Source organism: Candidatus Enterococcus murrayae, assembly GCF_017315985.1.
GTDB lineage: Bacteria > Bacillota > Bacilli > Lactobacillales > Enterococcaceae > Enterococcus_A > Enterococcus_A murrayae.
Window position 1 is genome coordinate 178,889 of sequence record NZ_JAFLVR010000011.1, and the last position, 15,408, is coordinate 194,296.

Genomic DNA, 15,408 nt, shown 5'->3' on the forward strand with positions numbered 1-15,408 from the left:
TATTTTTTAACACATTCATCATAATTGGTATACCCAGATATGTAAACGCTTTATTTTAATAAATATTTATTTCACAATGCTTTTTATAAGTGAAAATTAAATGATATAACTTGTTGGACTATTCTAGTTATTCTATTTTGGTATAGTCTTTGTGGGCAAAGCTGGTATTTTGAAATTATAAAAATTACTGAACAGTAAAATGTATTGATGATTTATTTATTTGAAAATAATGAAAAAATGCTGTCTTTGTATTTTGTTGAACAAGTAAGAGCCTTCTTAATTTACAGAAGTCTTAAACCCCCAATAGAAAGTTGCAAAAGCAGGTTAAAACCAGTATCATGATACAAGTTGCAAACACATACATATATAGAAGAAAGTAGGAAATTAAATGACAGAACCTGCCATTTCTTATCGCTTAATAAAGAAAGAAAAACATACAGGAGCGCGTCTTGGAGAGATTATTACGCCCCATGGGACGTTCCCGACACCAATGTTCATGCCGGTGGGAACACTAGCGACTGTAAAAACAATGTCGCCTGAGGAATTAAAAGAAATGGGTGCTGGTATCATCTTGAGCAATACCTACCATCTTTGGCTGCGTCCTGGAGAGGATTTAGTTGCTGAAGCAGGCGGTTTGCACAAGTTTATGAACTGGGATCAGCCGATCTTAACTGATTCTGGCGGTTTCCAAGTCTTTTCTTTAGCAGATATGCGAAATATCGTCGAAGAGGGCGTTCATTTTAAGAATCACTTAAATGGTTCAAAAATGTTTTTGTCGCCAGAAAAAGCGATTGATATTCAGAACAAATTAGGCTCAGATATTATGATGAGCTTTGATGAGTGTCCGCCATTTGATGAAAGCTATGATTATGTTAAAAAATCTGTTGAACGCACATCTCGTTGGGCCGAACGTGGCTTAAAAGCTCATGCTAACCCCACAACACAAGGCTTATTTGGTATCATCCAAGGAGCCGGATTTGAGGATTTGCGCCGTCAGAGTGCCAAGGATTTAGTTAGCATGGATTTTCCAGGCTATTCTATTGGCGGACTTTCCGTAGGAGAACCAAAAGAAGAGATGAATCGCGTCTTAGAGTTCACGACTCCGTTGATTCCAGAAAACAAACCTCGGTACTTAATGGGAGTTGGGGCAGCTGACTCATTGATTGATGGCGTGATTCGCGGTGTTGATATGTTCGATTGTGTATTACCTACACGTATTGCTCGTAACGGAACCTGCATGACATCTGCAGGGCGTTTAGTCGTTAAAAATGCGAAGTATGCTCATGATTTCCGTCCGTTAGATGAAAAATGTGATTGCTATACTTGCCGCAATTACACGCGTGCTTATATTCGCCACTTGATTCATTGTGATGAGACCTTTGGAATTCGCTTAACCTCTTATCATAATCTATACTTTTTGATCAATTTAATGAAACAAGTTCGTCAAGCGATCATGGATGATAATTTATTGGAATTTCGTCAAGCGTTTTTCGAGGAATACGGATTTAACAAGCAAAACGCAAAAAGTTTTTAAAGGATAGATAAAAACGCTAGTGTAAGAATGGAAACTTTGTTACAGTTAAAAGTGGAATTACTAAGATTGCGAGGGGAAATTTAAAAATGGGAAACTTTTCAATGATTATCTTACTTGTGTTGATGCTAGGGATGTTCTTTATGATGAACCGTTCTCAGAAAAAACAACAGCAAGAGCGTCAAAGTTTATTAGATGCAATGAAAGTAGGAGATGGGGTCGTAACTATTGGCGGATTGCACGGTGTAATCTCTGAAATCAACAATAGCGACAAGACGGTTACCTTGGACTGTGAAGGTATTTTCTTAGTATTTGACCGTTCTTCAATTAGAACTGTCAAATCTGGTGTAGGTCCGACAGCAGCTCCTGTGGAAACAGAAGTTGTTGAGCCTGAAACAATTGCTGCTGAAGAAGTAACTGAAGAAAAACCAGAAGATAAAACCGACGATAAGTAGGAGCGATAGCTTACTTAAAATTGTCTAAGGAAGGTGCGTATTTATACGCGCCTTTTTTTGTGGTCATAATGAATCAGCATGTCGTTTAAAAACCAGATTCCTTAGTGTGAGTAAAAAATTGGGCATATAAAGTTTCAAGAATCACCTCTGTTTTAATAAATATTTTGAGAAAATAAAAAGAGCAGTATTTTATGGAATAGATGTAGCAAAACAAGAATAGTAGCTGAAGTAAAGTATCGTTGAGTGTTTAACTGAAAAGGATGGTACTGGAGGGGAAGAAATGAAGAAAAATAGAGTGGCTGTCTGTATGATTCTTTTCCTGATGTGTACGTGTATGATCGCTGTTGTCATGGTACGTCCGATAGTCTCGTCAGGTGCAAAAGATATTACAGATAAGATAAGTATTCTGGGAATGGAACTGATAAAGGCTGATGGAAGCAAGCTTTCAGAAGAAAATGCCATTCAGGTGAATGATAGCATTCATGTGAGTTATTCTTTGAAAATCGCCCAAGAAGAAATGGATGAAATCAGTTCAGGAGATACATTTATCATTACTTTGCCAGATGCACGCTATTTTCAAGCGGAGGAGCAACGCTCGCCGATACAGCTGAAAGAACCTGAGACTGAGGAGGTCATTGGACAAGTTTCTTTAATGGGAGATCATTTTAGAGTAACTATTAATGAAAATGGCGCTGATCAAATAGAGCTGAAAAACTTCAAATTAGCAATTAAGATGAGAGCGATAAAAGCAGGTGAGGGAATCAGTGCTGGCGGTAATGGAGCAGCGAACATACCAAAATTGAAAATCACCGAGCTCAATCCCAAAGCTGCTGAACGGATCCAAGCAGAGACCCAGATAGCGGGTGTCGGCAGTTTGACAGATTCTAGAAATTTTGAATATGTAATCGTTGATAAAGCAAATTTAAAGCAACCTATCGCTTACGGAATCACAGAAAGAAAAATAGTTCAAAAAGGTGAGAGAGTCAAAATTGTGTTTTATAAAGGTAAAACAATTCAAGGAAGCTATTTAGAAAAAATTGAAGGAAATATTGGTGTGACAGGATGGTATTCGATTCTAAAGGATAATCATAGCTACTTGCTTCGTGAAATACCTAATCCCGAGTATCTAACAGTAATCACTGGTGGTATCGGAGAAGGCGGCCAGTATGATTATCAAATAGAAAATCATCAAACGGTCCGTTTTACGATATTCAATCAAACAGCATTGAAGGAGCAGCTCCCGGATGATTTAGCGAAAGTGCCTAGAAGAGCAATCCCTCAGATTAAAAACGAAGACAAACAGATCGTGATTGGAGATGCAGACGCAAATCAAAGAGCTGATCAAACGGCACCTAAAAAGACCGCAACCTTTTCCTCTGCTGAAAAAACTGCTGAGAGGTCTAATGAGGAGGGAATCAATTTAACTAAGATAGATTCAGTAACAGGGGAAAAACTTCAAGGTGCTGAATTTGAATTAAACAATGAACAAGGTGAAAAAATGTATCTTCGTAGGAAACTGATTACGGATGAAAGTGGTCTGCTTCACATTAATCCTTTGCCAATAGGAAAGTATTCCTTGATAGAGAGGAGCGCGCCAGAAGGATACGAGCTGGACAGCGAACCGATAAATTTTACTTTCTCTAAGAAGAAAAAAGTAATAACCTTAACAAAGGAGAATACGAAAAAAGGGAACACGTCTACAGTAAGTCAGACATCCTCGGAAGAAATAAAGACAACGAAAGAATCCAGCAACGAACAAACAAGCAAAACCACATCTTCTTCCATAAAAAAGCAGTATCCTAAAACAGGGACAATAGAAAGTGGATTACTTTCAGTGTTAGGCTATAGTTTGCTAGGAGTTATGCTGTTGTATCGAAAAAGAAGATAAAAAAACGAGGCTGATCGGCAATTTTCTGCTGATCAGCTTCTTCTTTTACTATTTTACTAAAAACAATTGTGAAAAAAGTTCTTTGACACCGTTTTTATGAGTTCAAAATACCATAAAAACAGATGTTCTTTAAGTGTTGATATGATGGCATTTGTTAATAAATATATTTGGTGTGAAAAAAATCACAAAAACTATTTACAAACGTTTATCGGTGTTGTATGATGTGTATGTGAAAAGTAACACAAAAATTTTTAGGAGGATACACATGGCTAAAGCGATTGAAAAGGAAAAAGACGCAATCAGCGTTGAGCAAGTGATTGATGAATTAGCGGCAAAAGCAAATGTTGCTCTGAAAGAAATGGAAGATTTCGATCAAGAAAAAGTTGACCATATCGTTCACGAAATGGCAATGGCAGCACTAGACAAACACATGATGTTGGCAAAAATGGCGGTTGAAGAAACCGGTCGTGGGATTGTCGAAGATAAAGCAATCAAAAACATGTATGCATCAGAATATATCTGGAACAGCATCAAACATGATAAAACAGTTGGCGTAATCGGTGAAGATAAGCAAAAAGGCTTAATCGAAGTTGCCGGTCCTGTCGGTGTTGTTTGTGGGGTAACTCCAACAACTAACCCAACTTCTACGACGATCTTCAAAGCAATGATCGCATTGAAAACAGGGAATCCAATCGTATTTGCATTCCACCCAAGTGCTCAAAAATGTTCAGCTGAAGCTGCACGTATCGTTCGTGATGCTGCAATCGCAGCGGGCGCTCCTGAAAACTGTATCCAATGGATCGAAAAGCCATCGATCGACGCAACATCAATGTTAATGAATCATCCAGGCGTGGCAATCGTTCTTGCGACTGGCGGACCAGGAATGGTTAAATCAGCATACTCTACTGGTAAACCAGCTTTAGGTGTAGGTGCTGGTAACGTACCTTCATACATTGAAAAAACGGCAAAAATCAAACGTGCAGTAAATGATTTGATCGTATCAAAATCATTTGATAATGGTATGATTTGTGCTTCTGAACAAGCAGTCATCGTTGACAAAGAAGTCTACGAAGAAGTGAAAGCAGAATTCCAAGCACACCAAGTATATGTAGTGAAGAAAGCAGAATTGAAGAGATTAGAAGACGCTGTAATGAACGAAGGCAAATATGCAGTTAATCCTGCGATTGTTGGTCATTCAGCTGAAGATATCGCACAACGTGCAGGTATCAAAGTTCCTGCAGGCACAAAAATTCTGATTGCAGAATTAGATGGTGTTGGTGCTGACTATCCATTGTCTCGTGAAAAATTGTCTCCAGTTTTAGCAATGATCAAAGCGAATGATCACGTTCACGGATTTGATCTTTGCCAAGGGATGCTTGAATTAGGCGGACTAGGACATACAGCTGTTATCCATACTGAAGATGAAGACTTACAAGTGAAATTTGGTTTGCGTATGAAAGCTTGCCGTATTTTAGTAAATTCACCATCTGCTGAAGGCGGTATCGGTGATATCTATAATGAAATGATCCCATCATTGACTCTTGGTTGTGGTTCATACGGTAAGAACTCAGTATCTAAGAACGTATCTGCTATTAACTTAATCAATGTTAAAACTATAGCGAAACGGAGAAATAATATGCAATGGTTTAAATTACCACCAAAAATCTTTTTCGAAAAGAACTCTCTATTGTATTTGACAAAAATGGAAAACGTTGAGCGTGTAATGTTAGTTTGTGACCCAGGAATGGTTCAATTTGGTTATGCAGACATTGTTCGCGAAGTATTAGGTCGTCGTAAAAACGACGTGAAGGTTGAAGTCTTCTCAGATGTAGAGCCTAACCCTTCAACTAATACCGTTTATAAAGGTTTAGAAATGTTTAATGATTTCCAACCAGATACAGTAATTGCTCTTGGTGGTGGTTCTGCAATGGATGCGGCGAAAGGCATGTGGATGTTCTTTGAACACCCAGATACTTCATTCTTCGGCGCGAAACAAAAATTCTTGGATATCCGCAAACGGACTTACGGAATTGCAAAACCTGAAAAAGCAAAATTAGTATGTATCCCAACTACTTCTGGTACAGGTGCCGAAGTAACACCATTTGCTGTTATTACCGACAGTGAAACACACGTGAAATACCCATTAGCAGACTATGCATTGACACCAGATGTGGCAATCGTTGACCCACAATTCGTTCTGACTGTTCCTGCTTCAGTAACTGCTGATACTGGTATGGACGTATTAACACATGCGATCGAGTCTTATGTATCGGTTATGGCATCTGACTATACACGCGGTCTAAGCTTACAAGCAATTAAGATCGTCTTTGAAAATCTTGAGAAATCAGTAAAAACAGCTGATCCAGAAGCTCGTGAAAAAATGCATAACGCTTCAGCTATGGCTGGTATGGCATTCGCGAACGCATTCTTGGGAATTTGTCACTCAGTAGCACATAAGATCGGTGGAGAATATGGTATTCCTCACGGACGTACGAATGCAATTCTATTGCCTCATATCATCCGTTACAATGCCAAAGATCCTCAAAAACATGCAATGTTCCCTAAATATGACTACTTCCGTGCAGACACAGACTACGCTGATATCGCGAAGTTCTTAGGTCTGAAAGGCAATACGACTGCGGAATTAGTAGAAGCATTGATTACTGCTATCTATGATTTAGGTGTAACTTGCGGTATCGAAATGAACTTGAAGGCACAAGGCGTGACTCAAGCAACATTAGATTCTACTGTGGATCGTATGGCTGAGTTAGCTTACGAAGACCAATGTACAACAGCTAATCCGAAAGAACCATTGATCAGCGAGTTGAAAGAAATCATCGTAACAGCTTACGATTACAAAGCTTAAAGCGAAAGTAAGAGTCCTCATTATGAGGGCTCTTTTTTAATAATTTGAGCAAGTCTGGATAGTTGGTTGCAGCGAATAAGTATAATTCACGAGCATTCAGAGAAAATTTACATATTTTTTTTAAAAAAATAATTTCAATTGTTTTTATTTAAAACATTCATTTTTTTTAGATAAAATGAACCTCTTTGATTGTTATAGTCTGTGAAAAACGATAGACTAGAATTAGGATAAGAGGAAGGGTACGAAGGCATGGAGAAACTGAAACGAGAGATAAAAGAACTAGGTGAATCAAATGCACGATTAGGTGCACTAATCGACTATTTAGCGAATGAAAAGAAATTAATGGCAAGTAAATCAAACCATATTTTTATGTTAGATATGCAGGATTATGTTGCTGCGTTGAATCGGTTGGCTCCCTCGGATTCTAAAGTTTCTGTGACATTGCCTGAAATCAAACAAATCAATCGTCTTTTGACACAGCAATATGAGTTAATGAAGCTTGTTCAAAGAGACTATGCTCGACTTGAGGTAACTAAAAATTTACCAGAAGATTTGAAAATTGATGAGAATCAGAAAAAGCATCTAAGACGTCTGCAGATTATTAATCAACTGCTGCTGCAAGACAATATTTTTTTCCAATCCATGCTAGATGCCAAGAAAATCAGTGGAAACATCCGAATCGGTGAAAAGAAAAATTGGCTTCAACGGTTGCTTAGAAGATAAAAATACAGCTGAAGGACCAGCAAGTAAGCGGGTGAGATCATTCGATCTCACCCGCTTATTTGCTAGTTCAAGTTTTTGGTTAGTGGCGTGCTGCTAATTTCTTATAATCAATTCCTCGAGCTTGGCACCAATCTTTTGGTGAACCGGAAAGAATGATTGGATTGTGGATTAAATCAGCAGTTGTGGATTTATCGGTCATCAAGTATAAACGCTGAAGCTGGGTTTTCCAGTCTTCAATCATTTCGACTGCACCGTCGATCCCATGACTGATTAGCTCATCTAGGATTGTGGCAGAGATCCCAACGGCTTTTGCTCCTAAGCAAAGAGCCTTAAAAATATCGTAAGCATCGCGTATTCCGCCAGAAGCTAAAATCGTCAAATCATCGAATTCTTGAGCTTCTAAAAGCGAGATGACAGTTGATTGGCCCCAGTCATCTAGATAATTCAGCTCTCGTTTTTTCCGGCGGGCGTTTTCGATTTGAGAGAAGCTTGTGCCGCCGCGTCCGGATACATCAACAGCCTTGACATTCAACTCTTGTAATTGCTGAATAGTCTCTCTGTTCATACCAAAGCCGACTTCTTTAACGATTACAGGAACAGTTAATTGTTGAATCGTTTCTTCGATATTTTTAGACCATTCATGAAAATCACGATCGCCTTCTGGCATCACAAGCTCTTGGGGGACATTTAGATGAATCTGCATCCCGTCTGCTTGGAGCAGGTCAACAATTTTCTTTGCGTCGTCACTTGTTCTGCCGGCCCCCATATTGCCTAAGATCAAGCCGTTAGGATTCACTTCACGAACGACTGTATATGAGTCTGCAACATTAGGATCCTTTAGAGCTGCACTGACTGAACCTGTGGCCATCATTAAGTTCGTTTCACGAGCAATGATGGCTAAATCATGGTTGATTTTTTTAGTCTTTTCGCTGCCCCCAGTCATTGCATTGATATAAAAGGGAACACTGAGCTTTAACCCAAGAATTTCCGTACTTAGATCAATATCTTCTGGTCGAGTGTTTACCAAAGAAGAATGCATTAAGCGAATGGCATCGAAGTCATTTTCCTTCGGTTTTTGATGAAAGGCTCGTGCTAGAGAAACATGCTCATCTTTACGATTCATGGCGATCCTCCGTAAGATGATAGACATGTAAGGGCAGTGGTGTAATGCCGGCTTTTTCCCAAGAACTCATTAAAGGTAAGATCCCCGCACGCTTGTCGACGATTACGATCCCGCAATCGCCTCCGCCGGCACCAGAAGATTTTGCGGCACCGCCATATTTTTCGGCAAGATCATTCAATCGTTTTAATTCTTCCGTTTCAATCGAAACGTTGCTCAGGCTAGTTAATTGATTGAGCAAGCTTCGATTTTTGCGAATCATTTTTTGGATCAAGGCGATATCATTGTGTTTGAAGCCTTGGATCATCTGATCAACACAGGCTTTACTGTCGCTTAAAAAATTTTCATAAGAAGTTTTCTTTTCGTTTCGAGATTGATGCACTTGATCCACGAGATCAGAAGTTGAAGCTGGGCTGCCAGTCCAACCAATCAGCAACCGTAAATCTTCTGGTACTTGCAAAGGTTCAATTTGCAGGTTTGGCCAATCACTTTCAATCAAGGTGGTCATTTTTTCAGTGGCCAATTTATTTAATACCCAGTCGTGATCAAAGGTTGAAAAAGCTAACCAGCCGCCGTAACAGCTTGCTGCGATATCGCCGCAAGAGCCATTACCTTGGACATTTAAATGAGCAAGGGTAGCCAATTTAAATAATTCTAGCTGTGAAAGGTTTAGCTCATAAAACGCGTTTAGTGCTTTGACTGTAGCAACGGTCACCGCACCACTGGAGCCTAATCCGTATTTTCGGCCATTAGAGTTGTCTAGCTCACTGGTTACTTTTAGGTCGAAGAAAGCGAGTTTCTTTCCTTTTTCTTGAGCAAATTTTTCAGTGAAATGAATCGCCGCTAAAATATAATGGAAGGGATTGTCGCGAATATCTAATACTAATTCATTTTTTCGTCGTGTCCAACGAATCGGCATGTCGCTGTATTGAGCTGATTGAATGCTTCCGCTTTTTTTTGCGGGGCCGATAGAGACTGAAATGAATTGATCAATCGCAACGATGATCGCCGGATGTCCCGGTTCCACTACCGCATATTCGCCGGCAATGTATAATTTCCCTGGTGCAGTCACTTCGATCATTTATGCTTCCTCCTCTGTCAAAATTTCAATTTTGGGTCCAGCATGAGCGACAACAATCTGTTGTGCATTAAACTGATCCTTTAAGGCGTTTAATAGAGCTGCTTCATTTTTCCGTTCAACCAAAATTTTGACATTTGGTCCGGCATCCATCGTGAAGTAGCAAGGCAAGCCGCTCTCTCTAAAGTGACGAACAAGATTCATGGCCTTCATACTTTCTGCAGACCAGTAGGTAAAGGGCGGCGTTGCCGCCAATGTTGTTCCATGCATTTTCAAGGCGCTGGCTTCGGTCACTTCTCCAAGAGCTGTAAAGTCTTTGTTTGCGATGGCTTTTTTGGCTTTTGCTAAATCCTGTGATATGGTTTGCAGCCAGCCATTGTAAAAAGCGGAGGTTTCAACTGTTCGCTGCATACCGTCACGACTGGAGATATCTTTTTGAGCATCATTAACGACTACGAAAACCATACTTAAGTCATTTTCGAAACCATCACTGGGAATGCTTGTCGCATAAGAAGTCTCGTCAGAGTCCCCTTTTTGCCATTCTGCAAAGCCGCCGTAAATGCTGCGGCAGGCTGAACCGGAACCGCGACGAGCTAAGCGGGATAACTCTTCTGGTGAAAGGGTCAAATTTAGCGCTGCGCTGGCAGCTCCAGCCAAAGCAGCTAGGCCGCTGGCAGAGGAAGCTAAACCAGCTGCAGTAGGGACAAAGTTCTGACTTTTGACAACTGCGTGCAAGGAGCAGTCTGCTTTTGACCGCACTAAATCAAGAAAGCGACTCACTTTGAGGGTCGCTTTCGAATCTTGCAATTGATGATCTAGATAGAAGAGGTCTTCCGTTATGTCCTCTGAAAAAGTTACGCATGTTTCTGTGTAAAAAGCATCCAAGGTTAGTGATAAACTGTTATTCATTGGAATGATCAAATCTTGATTTTCTTTGCCCCAATATTTAATTAAGGCGATATTGGTATAAGCTCGAGCTTTGCCGCTAAACATGTGCGTACACACCTAACCCTTCGATCCAAGTATTGCGCGCGCCAGCATCTAACAAGATCTGTTGCAGCTGACGCCCGCTTTTTTCGTCTTCGGCCAACGCGATCATACAACCGCCACGACCTCCGCCAGTTAATTTAGCCCCTAAGGCGTGATTTTCTAAGGCTGTTTTGATCAAATGGTCTAGATGACGGTTGCTGGTTCCTAATAACCGCAACAAGCTTTGAGCCTGATTCATGCAGTCACCTAAAATGTGCGGACGGTTTTGTGAAATTGCCTGCTGTGCTTGGTTAGCTAGCTTGCCTAACATTCGCATTTGTTTGTTCGTTTCATAGGGACGCAGCTCCATTAATTTTGCAATATCTTTGACTGCTTTGCGTGTTTGTCCCTTGATGCCTGTATCGGCAACGACTAAAAAAGCATCCATATTTAATTGGAAAGGCTGGAAGCCGATTCCTTTTTGATAAAGGATTGGTTCAGTGCCGCTGATTGTTGTTGCATCGATGCCGCTAGGGTTTCCGTGAGCAACTGCTTCGGCTTGGTTTACAAAATGCAGAACCTTCTCCTGTGTTGCCGGTTCTTCCATCCAATCAAAGACAGCACGTGTTATAGCGACAGCAACTGCTGCACTTGAGCCCATTCCGCGTTCTGCCGGGATGGAGCTTTCTATTTTCAAATAAAATGGTTCTGGAATTCTAAAGTGTTTAACTAAATACCAAAGCAGGACTGTAACGTTTCGCATCGTGTTTGGAGCTTCTGAAAGCGGTCCGTGAAAGAAGCTGGATTCGATCCAGGACTCTAATTTATTTGCGCGAATCGTCGCTTGGATACCTGTTCCGGAAAATGGGAAGGCGATCGCCGGTTCTCCATAGACAACCGAATGTTCTCCCATTAATATGATTTTCCCGCTGGCATAACCCGTGCCAATCGATTTCATTAAAAAAACCCCTATTTCGTTTTAGAGTAATTATTTTCCCAAAGAAAATACATGTGATTACTAACGCGCGGTTCATTGCTGTCTAATAATGATTCTAAAGCAATTGTTTTTCTAGCGAAAGCAATACGTTTTTGGTATTCCACCTGAATAAACAGGGGCTGATTTTTTTACTTAATAGCAACTATTCATCTAAGTCTCTTTCTCATTTTACTCAGAGAATGACGACAAGTAAACGAAACGACTGAAAAGTTTTTGAAAATCAACGATTTTTTAAACATTCCTTAGAAGAAAAAAAGGACTTATTCTAGAAGTATTTCGTTTGACGGCACAAGATATTGGGGGTATATTAGATAAGTTGAAAAATACGCACTATATTTTGTATGAAGCGAGTTGGGGGTTTATGAGCGTGATCGTATTAGCAGGAACCATTGGAGCAGGAAAATCAAGTTTGACGGCAATGTTGTCAGAACATTTAGGTAGTCAGGCTTTTTACGAATCAATCGATGATAATGAGGTATTGCCGCTGTTTTATGCTGATCCAGAGCAATATGCTTTTTTATTGCAGATTTATTTCTTAAATAAACGTTTTGACAGTATCAAAAAAGCGATGCAGGATGACAATAATGTCTTGGATCGTTCAATCTATGAGGACTCCTTACTGTTCCATTTGAATGCTGATCTTGGTCGAGCAACTGAGACTGAAGTGAAGGTCTATGATGAATTATTGGCGAACATGATGCAAGAGCTGCCTTATGCTGCTCACAAAAAGCATCCTGATTTGTTAGTCCACATCCGTGTTTCTTTTAAAACAATGATGGAGCGGATTCAAAAACGCGGACGTGAATATGAACAATTAGAATTTGATCCAACCTTATATGATTATTATAAAGAATTAAACAGTCGCTATGATCAATGGTATGAAGAGTACAATGAGAGTCCTAAGATTCAAATCGACGGTGATCGGTTGAACTTTGTGGATGATGCGGAAGCACGTGATGAAGTTATTCGGATGATCGATGAAAAGATTCTCGAAGTCCAAGGTGTTCCTGTTGAGTAATTGCTGAGCATGCAAATTTTTGCGTGCTTTTTTTATTATTTTTAGGAATAATTGCCAAAAGGATTTGTATCTGGTGTTTGGAATAATATAGCTCGAAAGTTTTTGTTATACTGGGATTAGACTGAATTAGCACCAGGAGGTTTCTGATGGACAGCAGACAAACATTTAATCAAGAAATGTGTTCGTGGATCAATGTAGATACTACCCAACCCCATGAGATAAAGCAGTTGAGAGCTAGTTTCGCGATCAGTGACGAGATGCTGACGTATGCGCTTGATGATAATGAACGAGCACGGGTAGAATATGATCCGATGGAAAAAGCCCTGCTCTTGATTTTTAATGTGCCGAATCTTTTGAAGAAAGACAATCATTATGAAACGAGTCCGATGGCCTTTATTTTGAAGGATCATTACTTTTTTTCTTTTGTGAATGAGCGGATCTCTTATGTTGAGAATGTGATTGAGAACATTTTATCCAGTGAACCAAATCAAAGTACTGCGAGCTTGTTGTTTCACACACTATTTTTGGTTTCTGATTATTATTTTCCTTTGGTAGAGGAAGTCGATAGTCAACGAATCCAATTGAACAAAAGACTGCGGGAAAAAACGACGAATAAGAATTTATTGGCACTTTCGGATTTAGAGATTGGCTTGGTTTATTTAGTGACTGGGACTAAGCAAAATGCAGTTTTACTGGAGCAAATAAAAGCGCAAACGATTTTCTCCAGCTTTACTGACAAGGAAAAAGAAGAACTGGATGATGCCTTGATCGAGGCTAAGCAGGCGGTAGAGATGACAAAATTGTCCAGTGAGATTTTGGATCAGTTATCCGGTACCTACAATAATTTATTGAATAATAATCTGAATGATACAATGAAAATCTTAACGATCTGGTCATTATTATTGACGATCCCAACGATCGTAACGGGTTTTTTCGGGATGAATATGCCCTTGCCATTTACTCATTCCGAAGTTGGTTGGCTCATAACCTTGATTATTAGTCTGGGATTATCCATCTGGTTAATCTTAATTTTATGGCGCAGAATACGATAAAGAGGCTGAGCCGAAAAATACTTAATAAATTAAAAACGACCGCTCCTGTTTCTATCGGTTTTGATAGCGACAGGAGCGGTCGGCTTTGTTTATAGAATAAAGGTTTCGATGACTTCAGCTATGGCACTTTGTTCGTGATCCGCGATCGTCGTGTGCTGTGCCGCTTCTTTGACCGAAGGAACAGCATTCGCTACAGCGATACTTAATTCTGCTGCATGGATCATCGCTAAATCATTGGTGTTGTCACCGATAGCGATCGTTTCATTCATAGGAATATTCAGATGATCGGCCAAGGTCTGCAAAGCGGCCCCTTTATTGACTCCTTTAGGATTGAACTCAATGTAACGGTTAGACGAGTAGCTGATTTCCAATAGATCGTGGAGTTCAGCAGGCATTTCTTGCTCCAATTTTTCTAAATACCCGCGGTCCAAATTTTGGAATAGGGCTTTGTAGCAGACTTGATCCTCTAGAAAACGAAGATCGTCCTCGAAGCGTTTTTCATGGGGGATCGTTGTTAAATACGCGTCTTCCTCTGGATTGCTATGATAAACATAGGTCTGGTCAAATGTATATAGGTGGATCGCTACATCATAATTTGATCCAAATTCAAATAAGCGTTTCAAAATCTCAAAGGGCATAGGGAAATCTTTGATGATCGCAGGTCCCTGATTTTCAACGACCACTCCGCCGTTAAACCCGATCATATAATGGTTTGCTTTATTTGCTGCCTCTAATTCTTCCAAGGTTTGCTTGATCGAATAGAAGCCGCGGCCTGTTGCTGGAGCAAAAACTACCCCTTTAGCTTCGGCCATTTTTATGGTTTCTTGCGTCCTTTTTGAAACATGACGAGCTTTGTCTAACAAGGTTTCATCCAAGTCGCAAGCAATCAATCGGTACATAGAAGTGCCTCCTTCAGTTTTCATGTCCTCATTATAGCAAAAACCGAGTGGCGCCACTCGGTTTTCTGAACTATAAAGAAAGCATAAAATTTTCACAGGAATAAATCACTTTGCAGCATATCCATGTCCGGCTTCACGAACTAGCTTTTGAGCAATAAGCTAGTTCGTGAAGCCTTTCTTGAACATCCTAGTTAGTTTGAATGAAATTTACGAGTATAAAACGTCAGGCTAGTACTCATAAGCCACCCAGCTAGAAGCCCTAGTAAGCTGCCGATTACGATCCCCAGAAAACGGAATTGAATCAGGGAGTAAAGATATTGTTGTCTAACGAGCATCGAGAGCATCAATGCCATTGGGGTGGTAAAAAATTGTGCGATTGCATAATTGCGTTTCACAAAATATTCGACTGTTACAAATAATGCTGTGATCAGCAGCAATGTTTCAAAAATGGATAGCGGCAAATTCAGCAGACCGGCTGCAATGATGAGACCTACGATTGTACCGAAAATTCGTTGAATATTGCGATGGGCCATAGCTCGAAGACTATCTCCTTGTAAAATAGAGACAAACTATATTAAGTCAAGCGTAATATGAAAATTTTGAATAACATAGTTTGGATGTGGTTTGAAGGCATGACAAAGAAACCCTAGGCAAAGGGAATTTTTGAAAAGATCAGTTAATAATCATTTTCTGCTCCTCATAGGGTTTATTGTCTTTCAGTAGTTGATAAATGATCCGTACCAGTTTTCTTACGACATGGCTAATAGCGACATTGTAGTGTTTTCCTTCTGCTAGTTTTTTCTGGAAGTAGA

12 protein-coding genes and 2 pseudogenes are annotated in these 15,408 nt (G+C 40.0%); 7 read left to right on the forward strand and 7 right to left on the reverse strand.

All coding sequences use genetic code 11. From position 1 onward, the window contains the following. The first annotated feature begins 388 nt into the window (after nucleotides 1-388). The 5 genes from tgt to JZO85_RS05750 all read left to right on the forward strand — a co-directional run bounded on the left by tgt (nucleotide 389) and on the right by JZO85_RS05750 (nucleotide 7,463). Nucleotides 389-1,534, forward strand: coding sequence for a tRNA guanosine(34) transglycosylase Tgt (gene tgt / locus JZO85_RS05730; RefSeq protein ID WP_207107537.1), 1,146 nt, complete (start codon nucleotides 389-391; stop codon nucleotides 1,532-1,534). An 86-nt stretch (nucleotides 1,535-1,620) separates the two neighbouring features. Beyond that, nucleotides 1,621-1,986 carry a preprotein translocase subunit YajC gene (yajC, locus tag JZO85_RS05735; RefSeq protein WP_207107538.1) on the forward strand — a complete coding sequence of 122 codons (366 nt, stop codon included), beginning with the start codon at nucleotides 1,621-1,623 and terminating at the stop codon, nucleotides 1,984-1,986. A 280-nt stretch (nucleotides 1,987-2,266) separates the two neighbouring features. Then, nucleotides 2,267-3,874 carry an MSCRAMM family protein gene (locus tag JZO85_RS05740; protein ID WP_207107539.1) on the forward strand — a complete coding sequence of 536 codons (1,608 nt, stop codon included), beginning with the start codon at nucleotides 2,267-2,269 and terminating at the stop codon, nucleotides 3,872-3,874. A gap of 265 nt (nucleotides 3,875-4,139) precedes the next feature. Then, entirely contained in the window at nucleotides 4,140-6,740 is a 2,601-nt protein-coding gene (gene adhE / locus JZO85_RS05745; protein ID WP_207107540.1) for a bifunctional acetaldehyde-CoA/alcohol dehydrogenase, read from the forward strand. A 249-nt stretch (nucleotides 6,741-6,989) separates the two neighbouring features. Further along, nucleotides 6,990-7,463, forward strand: coding sequence for a hypothetical protein (locus JZO85_RS05750; protein ID WP_207107541.1), 474 nt, complete (start codon nucleotides 6,990-6,992; stop codon nucleotides 7,461-7,463). Nucleotides 7,464-7,542: 79 nt separating this feature from the next. Here the strand turns inward: JZO85_RS05750 and fni are convergent, their stop codons facing one another. Genes fni through mvk form a run of 4 tightly spaced genes read right to left on the reverse strand, consistent with a single transcriptional unit; the run spans nucleotide 7,543 to nucleotide 11,588 of the window. Further along, nucleotides 7,543-8,586 carry a type 2 isopentenyl-diphosphate Delta-isomerase gene (fni, locus tag JZO85_RS05755; RefSeq protein WP_207107542.1) on the reverse strand — a complete coding sequence of 348 codons (1,044 nt, stop codon included), beginning with the start codon at nucleotides 8,584-8,586 and terminating at the stop codon, nucleotides 7,543-7,545. Then, on the reverse strand, nucleotides 8,576-9,664 hold the full coding sequence (locus tag JZO85_RS05760) for a phosphomevalonate kinase (RefSeq protein WP_207107543.1): 1,089 nt from the start codon (nucleotides 9,662-9,664) through the stop codon (nucleotides 8,576-8,578). The genes fni and JZO85_RS05760 overlap by 11 nt, the downstream gene beginning before the upstream one ends. Next, a complete protein-coding gene (gene mvaD, locus JZO85_RS05765) occupies nucleotides 9,665-10,654 on the reverse strand; it encodes a diphosphomevalonate decarboxylase (protein WP_207107544.1) in 990 nt (329 codons plus the stop codon). It abuts the gene before it with no gap. After that, nucleotides 10,647-11,588, reverse strand: coding sequence for a mevalonate kinase (gene mvk / locus JZO85_RS05770; RefSeq protein ID WP_207107545.1), 942 nt, complete (start codon nucleotides 11,586-11,588; stop codon nucleotides 10,647-10,649). The genes mvaD and mvk overlap by 8 nt, the downstream gene beginning before the upstream one ends. Before the next feature lie 400 nt (nucleotides 11,589-11,988). Here mvk and JZO85_RS05775 point away from each other — a divergent pair, with 400 nt between their 5' ends. Continuing rightward, nucleotides 11,989-12,645: a deoxynucleoside kinase gene (locus tag JZO85_RS05775; protein ID WP_207107554.1), complete on the forward strand. Its 657-nt coding sequence runs from the start codon at nucleotides 11,989-11,991 to the stop codon at nucleotides 12,643-12,645. 146 nt (nucleotides 12,646-12,791) lie between these two features. Next, entirely contained in the window at nucleotides 12,792-13,697 is a 906-nt protein-coding gene (locus tag JZO85_RS05780) for a magnesium transporter CorA family protein (RefSeq protein WP_207107546.1), read from the forward strand. Nucleotides 13,698-13,786: 89 nt separating this feature from the next. On the opposite strand, the gene JZO85_RS05785 is transcribed toward JZO85_RS05780, so the two are convergent. The 3 genes and pseudogenes from JZO85_RS05785 to JZO85_RS23420 all read right to left on the reverse strand — a co-directional run. Continuing rightward, nucleotides 13,787-14,596, reverse strand: a complete 810-nt coding sequence (locus JZO85_RS05785) for a Cof-type HAD-IIB family hydrolase (RefSeq protein WP_207107547.1) — start codon at nucleotides 14,594-14,596, stop codon at nucleotides 13,787-13,789. Nucleotides 14,597-14,787: 191 nt separating this feature from the next. Further along, nucleotides 14,788-15,159: pseudogene (locus JZO85_RS05790) on the reverse strand (FUSC family protein); the annotation flags it as partial. 109 nt (nucleotides 15,160-15,268) lie between these two features. Next, a pseudogene (locus tag JZO85_RS23420) lies at nucleotides 15,269-15,408 on the reverse strand (IS110 family transposase); the annotation flags it as partial.